Here is an 11481-nt window from a genome sequence, read left to right on the forward strand (position 1 = left end):
GCCGCACCCGCCCCGGCGGCTCCGGCGAAGGCCGCCGGGGCGGCGGGTGCGGCCGGGGCCTGGGCCGCGGGCTGCGCCGGCGCGGCCGGGGCGGTGTGGTTGGTGGCGGTCGGTGCGGTCACGGCCGGGGCCGTCGGCGCCGCGGCCCCCGCGGCTGCGACGCCGGGAACGGGCTTGTCCGCCGTGCCGGAAGTGCCCGGCTTGTAGTCGGCGAAGAAGTCCCACCAGGCGCGATCGACCGAACTGGGATCCTGGAGGTACTGCTGGTAGATCTCGTCGACGAGCCACTCATTGGGTCCGAAAGCAGCAGCCGGGTTCGAACCCGGGCTGGCTTGGTCGGTCGAGATGCTCGAGTTACTGGGGGACTGAGACGACACGGCGGCAACCGCCCTCTTCCGCTTCACAAAGGTGGTGGACAGCGGAAATCAAGGCTACGCCTCCCGGACCGTTCCATGCGGACCGGGCCGGTCTTCGTCGTGCAAGTCACATCGAAAGTCGGGTTTCGGCGCAGGAAATGGCGGGAAACAAGCTTGGTTCCGCATTGCTCCGGGTACGCGAGACCGCACTTACGGCCCCTTGGACCGTACCCCTTGAACAGAACGCGCAGAACGCGCCCTTCCGGTTCGAACCCTATGTCAACCTCGCGGTTGATGGGTCCCCGGAAGAGTGACGCGGATGCGGCATCCGCGAGCTGATTCGGCCACACCGATCCGTCCGCCGTGCAGATCCACCGCCCAGCGGGCGATCGCCAGGCCCAGACCCGTACCGCCGTCGCTGCCCGGACCGTGCGGAGACGTCACCTCGCCCCGGTTGAAACGCTCGAAGACCCGGTGCCGCTCGGACTCCGGAATGCCGGGGCCCTCGTCGAGGACCTCCAGATCCAGTGACTCCGGCTGCGCCCCGCGCCGCGCGAGCACCGTGACCCGGCCGTGCGGCGGGCTGTGCTTCACCGCGTTGTCGATCAGGTTCGCCACCACCTGGTGCAGCCGCTCCGCGTCCGCGTGCGCGGTCAGCTCCGGCGGCGACACGTCCAGATGCAGATGGACGTCCTTGCGGGTGGAGTTGCCGGAGCCGGAGGACAGCCGGCGGCGGCCGGCGGCGAGGTTCGCCTCCTTCAGCACCCCCGACAGATACGGCCACACCTCGAAACGGCCGGCCTTCAGCGTCACCACGCCGTTGTCCAGCCGGGACAGGTCCAGCAGCGTCTCCACCAGCCGGCCGAGCCGCTCGGTCTGTTTGAGGGCCGTGCGCATCGTCTCCGGATCGGCCGAGGACACCCCGTCCACGACGTTCTCCAGCACGGCTCTCAGCGCCGCGATGGGGGTGCGCAGCTCGTGTGAGACATTGGCCACCAGCTCCTTGCGGTGCCGGTCCACGGCCTCCAGATCGTCCGCCATCAGGTTGATCGTCTGCGCCAGGTCGCCCAGCTCGTCACGCCGGTCGGCGCCGCTCACCCGTCTGGTGTAGTCGCCGTGCGAGATCGACCGGGCCACGGCCCTCATCTCGTCCAGCGGCGCGGTCAGACCGTGCGCCACGAACTGGGTGATCAGCAGCGTCGCGATGACCGAGAACACCGTGATGAACCGAAGCTCGGTTCGGGTGCGCAGGGCCACCATCAGCAGCCCGGTCGTGATGAACACCGAGACCACGACGAGGGTGCCCAGCTTGGCCTTGATCGAGAACGGCCGCAGCCCTGGTCCGGGCGCGGTCATGGCGCGGGAGTCTCCAGGGCGTAACCGACACCGTGCACGGTACGGATCCGCTCCGCGCCGATCTTCCGGCGCAGCGCCTTGATGTGACTGTCGACGGTCCGGGTGCCCGAGGCGTCCGCCCAGTCCCAGACCTCGGCCAGCAGCTGCTCCCGGGAGAGCACCGCGCGCGGCGTGTTGGCCAGGCAGACCAGCAGGTCGAACTCGGTCGGCGTCAGATGGACGTCGTCCGCCCGCACCCGCACCCGGCGCTGCGCGTGGTCGATCTCCAGCTCGCCGAGGCGCAGTATGCCGCTGCGCGGCGTCACGGCGGCCAGCGCGGCCCGCTCGACCCGGCGCAGCAGGACGTGCACCCGGGCCGCCAGCTCACGCATGGAGAACGGCTTGGTCATGTAGTCGTCGGCGCCGACCCCGAGGCCGACGAGCATGTCGGTCTCGTCGTCCCGGGCGGTCAGCATCAGCACCGGCACCGGGCGCTGGGCCTGCACCCTGCGGCAGACCTCCAGCCCGTCGAAACCGGGAAGCATGATGTCGAGCACCATCAGATCCGGCTGCCAGGCCTCGGCCGCGTCCACGGCCGCCGGGCCGTCGAGCGCGGTCTGCACCAGGAAGCCCTCGGCCCGCAGCCGGGCGGAAATGGCATCGACGATCGTCGCGTCGTCCTCGACCACCAGCACCCGGCGCTGTGCGCCCGGGGTGGCCGCGACACCGGTCTGGGTGGTGTGTGTCTGTTCCATCGCCCCGCCCCTGCCCGTTCTCACGGGGGCCATTCCCCCGGACGCACGGATATCGCTTGTGAATTTCGCGGGAGATCCCGTTATCGGTCAGCAGCGTAAAGGCAGCGGGTGGCTCCCGGCTACGCAGGGTGCAAGGGCGCGGGAGTGCGCGGGCCGCGCGAAAGAGGCGGAGTGTCGCTCTTGTGGCGCTTGGCCCCCGGGAGTCCCAGGGGCCCGCATACCCGGCGGGGGGATCTCAGGCCGCACGAATTGCGAGATGGACCACGTCCGGTACACCTCGGGCAACGCCTACCTCTTCGGTCCGAACCCCATGGAATCCGGCATCGCGCAAGGCTTGTTCGAACTTCTCGGACGGCTGCGCGGACCACACCGCGAGCACCCCGCCCGGGGTGAGCCGCTGGTGGCAGTCGGCGAGACCGGCGGGGGAGTAGAGGTTCCCGTTGTCCTCGGTGACCGTCCAGTCCGGCCCGTTGTCGATGTCCAGACACAGCGCGTCGTAACGTTCCGTAGCCGTACGGAGATGGGCGACGAGATCCGTCGTCAGGACCGCGGTCCGCGGATCGGCGAGCGCCGCCCCCGAGATCCCGGCCAGCGGCCCGCCCAGGTGCCAGTCCACGATGGCCCGCTCCCGCTCCACCACCGCGATCCGGCCCCAGCGCGGCTCGGCGGCGGCCCGCGCGAGCGAGAACCCGACCCCGAGCCCGCCGATGAGCACCGCCGGGGCCGGCCGTCCGGCGGGCAGCGCGGCGAGTGCGGCGTCGATCAGCAGCCGCTCGGAGCGCCCGTCCGAGGTGTCCATCAGGAAGCACCCGTTGGCGATGATCTCGAAGTCGTCGCCCCGCCGGCGCAGGACGACCTCCCCGTACGGTCCCTCGCGGCGGTCAAGGGTGACGGGGGCGAGGGCGTCGGGGCCGTAGGCGTGCTGCATGGCGCGGGTCTCCGGTGGCTTGGTCGGCGGGTGGGTCACCGCCGGTCGGTGTCCCGGCCATCCTGGCCCGCCCGGCCGTGTCCGGGCCAGCGGATTGCCCGATCGGGCACCGGCGGGTCCCGTCCGGGACGCAACCGGTCAGCCGTGTTCGGGGCGGGCCCCGCGCACCGCGAACAGCAGGCTGGTGCCGACCGCCGAGGACACCAGCAGCGGGGCCAGTACGAGGACCGGGACGCGGGCGGTGTGGTTGAAGTCCGGCCGGTCCTCAAGCCAGTCGGCGGCCCAGGCCGAGAGCACAACGGCGCAGGCCGGCGCGGCGGCGGTGAGAGGGAGGCCGCGGGAGCGGATATAGAGGAGGGGCAGTCGTGGCCGGAGCGCGGAGCGGTTCGAGGGGGAGCCGGCGGTGGCGTTCACAGGACGGGCACCTCCGACGCGGTGCAACGCGTGCGCGTGGCCGGATAGCGTCCGAGCCAGGCGCGGCGGGCGGCGATCACCCAGAGCCAGCCGCCCGCCTCGGCGCCCCGGTGCGAACCGGCCGAGCGCCAGGCCGTGACGAAGGTGTTCTGAAGCACCTCCCGCACGGTCTCGGGGTCGGCGCACCGCCGGTTCAGCCGGGCCGGCAGCCAGCCGGCGTGCCGGTCGTGGAGAGCGGCCAGGGCCGTCGTGTCCCCCTGTGCGACGGCACGCAGCAGCGCCTCGTCGGTCCGGTCGTCCCCGAGGGGCGCAGTAAGTGGCTCACAGCTCCTCTATCGGAGGCCGGTCCCCGTTCGGTTCACGGACCGGGCACGGCCGCGGTCAGGGGCGCGGCGCCTTCTCCCCGTGCACCGCGATGTGTTCGGCCGCCAGCCACGGGGCGAGGTCGTCGACGAGCATCGACAGGACGGCGGGGTCGGCGGTCGGTACGCGGCCCGTGCGGGCGGCCAGCCGCATCTGCCAGGCCCGCTCGGGGCGGTGCGGGTAGTAGCGGGCGAAGAGCTCGGCGGACTCGGCCAGATCGCTGGTCCAGCCGCCCCACCGCGGCATCACCAGGGTGAAGCCCGTGCGGACGATCCGACGGGCGACGCCGCGGCTCATGGCGCGGCGTTCGCGGTCCGTGGCGGCCTCCGCCGCCCGCTCGTGCCAGCGCGCGAGCAACAGGCACAGATCGCCGTTGGTCTCACGGGCGAGCAGCGAGGTCGGACGGTAGCGCGGCAGCCGCTCGGCGAGGTCGTCGCCGAGCAGCGGGGTGCACAGGCAGGCCAGGAAGAAGCCCCCGTCATGGCGTTCGAGGTCGCTGAGCAGCGTGTCCGCGCCGGACAGCAGGATCCCGGCCCCGTCGATCGCGTCGAACGACGCGTCGAGTTCCGCCTCGACGGCGTCGGCGTCGGCCCGGTCCGCCCCGGTGGGCCCGGCGCGCAGCGCGAGGAGGAGGTCCAGGTCGGAAACGCCGGGAACGGCCGTGCCGCGCGGAACGCTGCCGTAGAGGTAGGCGCTGTCCAGCCGGGCGGGACCGAAGACCTCGGCGATCCGGGACCGGGCCGCCGCCACGACCGGCGCGAACGGCGTCGGCACCCGGTCCAGCGAGCCCTCCCGCGCGATCGTGCCGTCCTGCGCCAGTCCGCGGTCATCGCTCATGCGGGCACTCTGCCCTGCCGCCGGGCCCGCGCCGAACTCTTTTCCGTCCTCAGCGCGCCCGCGGCGGCGCGGCGAACCTGACGTCCGCGGCCGGCACGGTGACCTCGGCGTCGCCGCTGATCGCCCACGCCGCGACCCGGGACACCACGGCGGCCGGGACCGCGGCGCTGATGCCGGGGGCGGCCGGGATGTCCTGCGTCGCGTGGGCGTCGTGGGGGAGAACGACCCGGTGGCCCAGGGCCAGGGCGGTGCGGGCCGTGGCCTGGACGCACATCTCCGACATCACCCCGCACAGGGCGAGCGACTCGACTCCGGCCCCGGTCAGCAGGTCCCCCAGGGACGTGCCCGCGAAGCCGTCGTCCCTTGTCTTGCGGATCACGACCTCCGCGGGACCCTCGGCGACGGGAAGGTGCAGCGCCCAGCCCGGGGTGTGCGGCTCGTCGCCCGAGCCGGGTGCGCCGTCGTTCTGGAGATGGACGACCAGCGCACCGCCGCGGCGCGCCCGTGCGATCAGGTCCGCCGTCCGCTCCAGCAGTCCGGCCGCGCCGGGCACCGCCCTCTCACCGGTCACCCCCGCCTTCTGGACGTCCACGACGATCAGGGCCTGTGCGGGGGGCGCGACATGGTTCATGGCGTCATCCTGTCCGGCACCGCCGCGGCGTTCCACGGGATTTCGCGGGATCTCGCGGTCGGAGCACGAGGGGCGGGGGACTACGGCAGACCCGTACGGCGTTGGACACAAGGCGCGCGGAGGCAGACACGGGGCGGCCGCCGCACGATCGCTCACAGCGAACACCTCCCGGGGAACATTAGGCGGCTCAGGAGCATTGAGTCTTCATAGCTCAACTTGACTGCCGAAGGGGAGATCATGGCTACTGAGTCCAATGCGGTCACACCGCTCACCCTGCCTGTGCTGCCGCTCGACGACGAGGTCGTGCTGCCCGGAATGGTGGTGCCTCTGGACCTGTCCGACAACGACGTGCGCGCCGCGGTGGAGTCCGCCCAGGCCGCGGCCCCCGAGGGCGGCGGCAAGCCCGAGGTGCTGCTCGTTCCGCGCATCGACGGCACCTACACCGGGATCGGTGTCATCGGCACCGTCGAACAGGTCGGACGGCTCTCCGACGGAGACCCCGGCGCGCTCATCCGCGGCCGCGGCCGGGTGCGGATCGGCGCCGGGACCAGTGGACCGGGCGACGCGCTCTGGGTGGAGGGGGCCCGGGTCGACGCATCGGCCCCCGACCAGCTCCCCGGAGCCGCCGCCGAGCTGGCCAAGGAGTACAAGGCGCTCGCCACCAGCTGGCTGAAGCAGCGCGGTGCCTGGCAGGTCGTGGACCGGGTCCAGCAGATCGAGGACATCTCCGCGCTCGCCGACAATTCCGGATACTCCCCCTTCCTCACCACCGACCAGAAGGTGCGGCTGCTGGAGACCGCCGACGCGGTCGCCCGGCTGAAGCTCGCCATCCAGTGGCTGCGCGAACACCTCGCCGAGCAGGACGTCGCCGAGTCCATCGCCAGGGATGTCCAGGAGGGCGTCGACAAGCAGCAGCGCGAGTTCCTGCTGCGGCGCCAGCTCGACGCCGTACGCAAGGAGCTCTCCGAGCTCAACGGTGACTCCGCCTCCGGCGACGAGTCCGACGACTACCGGGCCCGCGTCGAGGCCGCCGATCTTCCCGGGCACGTCCGCGAGGCCGCGCTCAAGGAGGTCGACAAGCTGGAGCGCTCCTCCGACCAGAGCCCCGAGGGCTCCTGGATCAGGACCTGGCTCGACACCGTCCTCGAACTGCCGTGGACCGAGCGGACCGAGGACGCCTACGACATCCGCGGCGCCCAGGAGATCCTCGACGCCGAGCACGCGGGCCTCCAGGACGTGAAGGAGCGCATCACCGAGTACCTCGCGGTGCGCAAGCGGCGGGCCGGCCGCGGTCTGGGCGTCGTCGGCGGGCGGCGCGGCGGCGCGGTGCTGGCCCTGGTCGGACCGCCCGGCGTGGGCAAGACCTCGCTCGGGGAATCCGTGGCGCACGCCATGGGCCGCAAGTTCGTCCGGGTCGCGCTCGGCGGTGTCCGGGACGAGGCGGAGATCCGCGGCCACCGGCGCACCTACGTCGGCGCGCTTCCCGGGCGCATCGTCCGCGCCATCAAGGAGGCCGGTTCGATGAACCCGGTCGTCCTGCTCGACGAGATCGACAAGGTCGGCTCCGACTACCGGGGCGACCCGGCGGCGGCGCTCCTCGAAGTGCTCGACCCGGCCCAGAACCACACCTTCCGCGACCACTACCTGGAGGTCGAACTCGACCTCAGCGACGTCGTCTTCCTGGCCACCGCCAATGTCCTGGAAGCGATCCCGGAGGCCCTGCTCGACCGGATGGAGCTGGTCAGGCTGGACGGCTACACCGAGGACGAGAAGGTCGTCATCGCCCGCGACCACCTGCTCCCGCGCCAGCTGGAGCGGGCCGGTCTGGAGAAGGACGAGGTCACCCTCGACGAGTCGGCCCTGCGCAAACTGGCCGGCGAGTACACCCGCGAGGCGGGCGTACGGAACCTGGAGCGGGCCGTGGCCCGGCTGCTGCGCAAGGTCGCGGCCCAGCACGAACTGGGCGACCGGGAGCTGCCGTTCACGGTGACCGACGAGGACCTGCGCGGTCTTGTCGGCCGGCCGCACCACGTCCCCGAGTCCGCCCAGGACCCGGCCGAGCGCCGCACCGCGGTGCCGGGCGTGGCCACCGGGCTCGCGGTGACCGGAGCCGGCGGCGACGTGCTCTTCGTGGAGGCGTCGCTCGCCGACCCGGAGACCGGGGCGTCCGGACTGACCCTCACCGGCCAGCTCGGCGACGTCATGAAGGAGTCCGCGCAGATCGCGCTGAGCTTCCTGCGGTCGCACGGCGCGGAGCTGGAACTGCCGGTCGCGGACCTGAAGGACCGCGGTGCGCACATCCACTTCCCGGCGGGCGCCGTGCCCAAGGACGGTCCGAGCGCGGGTATCACGATGACCACCGCACTGGCCTCGCTGCTCTCCGGCCGGCTGGTCCGTACGGATGTGGCGATGACCGGTGAGGTCTCGCTGACCGGACGCGTGCTGCCGATCGGCGGCCTGAAGCAGAAGCTGCTCGCCGCGCACCGGGCCGGGATCACCACCGTGGTGATCCCGAAGCGGAACGAGGCGGATCTGGACGACGTCCCCGCCGAGGTGCTGGACACCCTGGAGGTCCACCCGGTCACCGACGTCCGCCAGGTGCTGGAGATCGCCCTCGCCCCGGCCCTGGCCCGGGCGGAGCGGAGGATCCCGGCCGCCGCGTAGGTGTCACGGAGTGACGGGCGTGGCACCACGGGCGCGGCCGGTACGGACGGCCCGCCTCCCCGGCGACGGGGAGGCGGGCCGTTTCGCTGTGCCCGGACGGGCGGACGCACGGGACCGTGAGGCGTGCGGCGGGCGGCCCCGTTCCGCGCGGCCGGCTCAGGGGCGGTAGATCGTGCCGGGGACCGGCTCGGCGGGCGCCATCAGCTGGGGCACCGTCACGAAGGTGTAGCCGCGCTTCTTCAGCTCGTCGATGATGCCGGGCACCGCGGGCACCGAGCCCTTGTAGATGTCGTGCAGCAGGATGATGCCGTCCTTGCTCGCCTGGTCGAGGATCCGCTTCTTGATCAGCGCGGAGTCGGTCGTCGAGTAGTCCTTGGCGGTGGCGCTCCACAGGATCTGGGAGAGCCCCAGGTCCTTGCTGATCTCGGAGACGGTGTCGTCGGTACGGCCCTGCGGCGGGCGCATCAGCCGCGGCTTCTTACCGGTGATCGCCGCTATCGCGTCCTGCGTCTTCTCCAGCTCGGCGCGTATCTGCGCGGGCTTCTTGTCCGTCAGGATCTCGTGCGACCAGGTGTGGTTGGCCACCTCGTGTCCCTCGGCCTCGATCCGGCGGACGGTGTCGGGGTGCTTCTTCACATGGTTCTTGCCCAGCAGGAAGAAGGTCGCGTGGACCTTCTCCTTCTTGAGGATGTCCAGCAGGTGGGGAGTATCCTCGGCCGGGCCCGCGTCGAACGTCAGGGCTATGCACTTGGCCTTGCGGCAGTCCACCGGGCCGAACGACCCCTTGGAGTCCGAACCGGCGTCGGCGCGTGCGGAGCCGGGGGCGGTGGTCTCCATCGAGCAGCCGCTGAGTGTCAGCGTGAGGGCTGTCACAAGTGCGACGGCCAACCCCGCACCGATCGGCTTCGTCCTACTGGGCACGGCAGGTCACTCCCTAGTGGCTGAACGGCGCACAGGGTGTGCGTCCGGGAGGACTATACACATCGTCTATACATGCAGTTTATAGAGGGGTGCCCGTCTCTCCCGAAGGCTGCATGCCTGGTCAGGGGCGCGGGACGGGGAAAACCCGGCGACAGGGTGCGTCACCGGGCTCTCCTGCGGGAACGGCGTGCCGGGCGGCTGCCGGCGCGGTGGCTCAGCCGTTGGCCAGTGCCTGTACGCGGTCGAGGGCGCCGTTGAAGTGGCTGTGGTCGCCCACCGTGGGGCCGGACGAGGTGTACTGCCACATCGTGTAGAAGCCCCAGCCGGCCGGGAGCGCGCCGACCGTGGAGTCGTAACGGGCCACCCAGAGCGGGTTGGTGGTGCCGAAGCCGGCGTTGTTGCCCGTGCAGGTCTGCCACCAGCTCGTCGCGGTGTAGATGACCGCGTCGCGTCCGGTGCGCGCCTTGTAGGTGTTCACGAAGTCGCGGATCCAGGAGACCATCGCGGCCGGGGTCTTGCCGAAGCACTGGTCGCCGTACGGATTCCACTCGATGTCCAGTGCGCCCGGCAGCGTCCGGCCGTCCTTGGACCAGCCGCCGCCGTGGTCGACGAAGTAGTTGGCCTGGACGGCGCCGCTCGTCGTGTCCGGGGTGGCGAAGTGGTACGAGCCGCGGATCATCCCGACGTTGTACGAGCCGTTGTACTGCTGGGCGAAGTCCTCGTTCGTGTAGTACGTGCCCTCGGTGGCCTTGACGTAGGCCCACTTGACGCCACTGCTCCAGAGGGCCGCCCAGTTCACGGCGTTCTGGTGGCCGCTGACGTCCACGCCCTCGGTCTGGACGGCGCGGGTGTCGACCGGCAGTCCGCCCCGGCCGTCGTGGGCGGCGACGCCCATGCCCATGGTGGCCGAGCCCCGGGCGGGCTTCGTGGGGTCTCCGGTGGCCGGGTTGCCCGCGGCGCCGGCGGCGCCGGGCAGGGCGACGAGGAGGGAGAGTGCTGCGAGCAGAGTTCCCGCGGCTGCGAAGCGTGAGCGGCGGGCTGTCTTGGAGCCGGATCTGTGCACGGGCATTGCGTGCCTCCGAGGCCTCAGTGGGGGGATCTGCTGACTCAGGGACCGGCGGACGCACCCCTGATGGGACGACATGGTGTGAACATGCCATGCATGACGCTACGCACGTAGACCCGTGCTGCGGAAGGGGGTCGGGGCGGTGCCGTTGGTCTACTCCTGCGAAATACTGGCGGAGCTGCGGCGATGACCAGCGGTGAAGGAAACTTTCAGCGGCAGGAAAGCTCATGAGGGGTGTTGACGTGCACGGGAGCGAAAGAGGGAGTGAACCCGGCGCAGCCGGGGGGAGTGGTGTGGACCACGAATTCCTGGCCCTGGAGCTGGAGTTGGCGGTCTTCCTGCGCCGCGCCCGGGCGAATTCCGGCGAAATGGCGCGCGAGGTGCACCCGGAGCTGGAGGCGGCCGCCTACGGGCTCTTCGTGCGCCTGGAGTCGGCGGGCCGGCAGCGGGCCACGGACCTCGCCTCGTACTTCGGGGTCGGCAAGGCCACTATGAGCCGTCAACTTCGCGCCCTGGAGGGCCTCGGACTGGTGGCGCGCGAGCCCGATCCCGCCGATGGGCGGGCCTTCCTCGTCCATCTCACCGAGGAGGGCCTCGACCGCTTCCGGCACGTCCGTGACGCCCGCCGGGACCGGTATGTGCGCAAGCTCGCCGACTGGGACCGGGCCGAGGTGGCGGAACTGGCCCGGCTGCTGCACCACTTGAACGCCCGCGCGGAGGACTGACGGCGGTACGCCCCCGGCGCGGCGGGCGGCCGCGCCGCACATCCGCGCCGTGCGGCGGCTCCGGGCCGCCGCACGGCTCACAGCTCCGCGTAGACCGCCGTCGCGTCGTCGTGCGTCTTGCTGCGGCGCAGCCGCGTACGGTCGGTGTCCGCGTCCTCCAGGGCCCGCACCCGGTCGATCAGCCCCTGCGGGCCCTCCTTGCGCAGCACCCCGAGGCAGTCCGTCCAGTCGCCCTCGCCGAACATCTCCGTCNNGCCGCCCTCCTTGTTCCGGACCTGTGCGTCGGCGATCGCCTCGGAGGCGAGCGAGCCCGGCGGCAGCCGGTCGAGCCGGTCGTCCAGCAGGGCGCGCACGGTCCCGTCGGGCGATTCGAGAAGCAGTACGGAATCGGAGAGGATCAGGTGTTCGATCTCGGACCCGTCCCAGCGGACCATGACGACGGTTGCCTGCGGCGTGCGTACGTGAGAAAGGTCACACAGAGGGCGG

General features: G+C 71.8%; 11 protein-coding genes and 2 pseudogenes. 2 read left to right on the forward strand and 11 right to left on the reverse strand.

Annotated elements, in window-relative coordinates; all coding sequences use genetic code 11:
• The 8 genes and pseudogenes from J1C73_RS30135 to J1C73_RS30170 all read right to left on the reverse strand — a co-directional run.
• Positions 1-377, reverse strand: a 377-nt coding sequence (locus tag J1C73_RS30135) for a 2-oxoglutarate dehydrogenase E1 subunit family protein (protein ID WP_207319155.1), incomplete at its 3' end; no start/stop codon positions are given.
• Between the two features lie 258 nt (positions 378-635).
• Positions 636-1712: a HAMP domain-containing sensor histidine kinase gene (locus J1C73_RS30140; RefSeq protein WP_207319156.1), complete on the reverse strand. Its 1077-nt coding sequence runs from the start codon at positions 1710-1712 to the stop codon at positions 636-638.
• Positions 1709-2446 carry a response regulator transcription factor gene (locus J1C73_RS30145; RefSeq protein WP_018521091.1) on the reverse strand — a complete coding sequence of 246 codons (738 nt, stop codon included), beginning with the start codon at positions 2444-2446 and terminating at the stop codon, positions 1709-1711. Before J1C73_RS30145 ends, J1C73_RS30140 begins: the two co-directional genes overlap by 4 nt.
• Positions 2447-2681: 235 nt before the next feature.
• Positions 2682-3374, reverse strand: a complete 693-nt coding sequence (locus J1C73_RS30150) for a spermidine synthase family protein (protein WP_207319161.1) — start codon at positions 3372-3374, stop codon at positions 2682-2684.
• A gap of 138 nt (positions 3375-3512) precedes the next feature.
• Positions 3513-3788, reverse strand: coding sequence for a hypothetical protein (locus J1C73_RS30155; protein WP_207319157.1), 276 nt, complete (start codon positions 3786-3788; stop codon positions 3513-3515).
• Positions 3789-3850: 62 nt separating this feature from the next.
• Positions 3851-4066, reverse strand: a pseudogene (locus J1C73_RS30160) (RNA polymerase sigma factor); the annotation flags it as partial.
• A gap of 103 nt (positions 4067-4169) precedes the next feature.
• Positions 4170-4988 (reverse strand): nucleotidyltransferase, encoded by an 819-nt coding sequence (locus tag J1C73_RS30165; RefSeq protein WP_207319158.1) that lies wholly within the window; start codon positions 4986-4988, stop codon positions 4170-4172.
• Positions 4989-5037: 49 nt separating this feature from the next.
• Complete coding sequence (locus J1C73_RS30170; RefSeq protein WP_207319159.1) at positions 5038-5619, reverse strand: isochorismatase family protein; 582 nt, start codon at positions 5617-5619, stop codon at positions 5038-5040.
• A 237-nt stretch (positions 5620-5856) separates the two neighbouring features.
• Between J1C73_RS30170 and lon the strand changes: the two genes are divergently transcribed.
• Positions 5857-8283: an endopeptidase La gene (gene lon, locus J1C73_RS30175; RefSeq protein ID WP_207319160.1), complete on the forward strand. Its 2427-nt coding sequence runs from the start codon at positions 5857-5859 to the stop codon at positions 8281-8283.
• A 156-nt stretch (positions 8284-8439) separates the two neighbouring features.
• On the opposite strand, the gene J1C73_RS30180 is transcribed toward lon, so the two are convergent.
• Both J1C73_RS30180 and J1C73_RS30185 read right to left on the reverse strand, forming a co-directional pair.
• The gene (locus tag J1C73_RS30180; protein ID WP_207319162.1) at positions 8440-9120 is read right to left on the reverse strand and encodes a polysaccharide deacetylase family protein; all 681 of its coding nucleotides are present in this window, start codon (positions 9118-9120) and stop codon (positions 8440-8442) included.
• A 298-nt stretch (positions 9121-9418) separates the two neighbouring features.
• Entirely contained in the window at positions 9419-10273 is an 855-nt protein-coding gene (locus J1C73_RS30185) for a lysozyme (protein WP_123461630.1), read from the reverse strand.
• Between the two features lie 224 nt (positions 10274-10497).
• On the opposite strand from J1C73_RS30185, the gene J1C73_RS30190 reads away from it, so the two are divergent.
• On the forward strand, positions 10498-10995 hold the full coding sequence (locus tag J1C73_RS30190) for a MarR family winged helix-turn-helix transcriptional regulator (RefSeq protein ID WP_242644920.1): 498 nt from the start codon (positions 10498-10500) through the stop codon (positions 10993-10995).
• Between the two features lie 77 nt (positions 10996-11072).
• Here J1C73_RS30190 and J1C73_RS30195 read toward each other — a convergent pair.
• Positions 11073-11481 (reverse strand): annotated as a pseudogene (locus tag J1C73_RS30195) (hypothetical protein); the annotation flags it as partial.

This window comes from Streptomyces laculatispora, assembly GCF_017353455.1.
Classification (GTDB): Bacteria; Actinomycetota; Actinomycetes; order Streptomycetales; family Streptomycetaceae; genus Streptomyces; species Streptomyces laculatispora.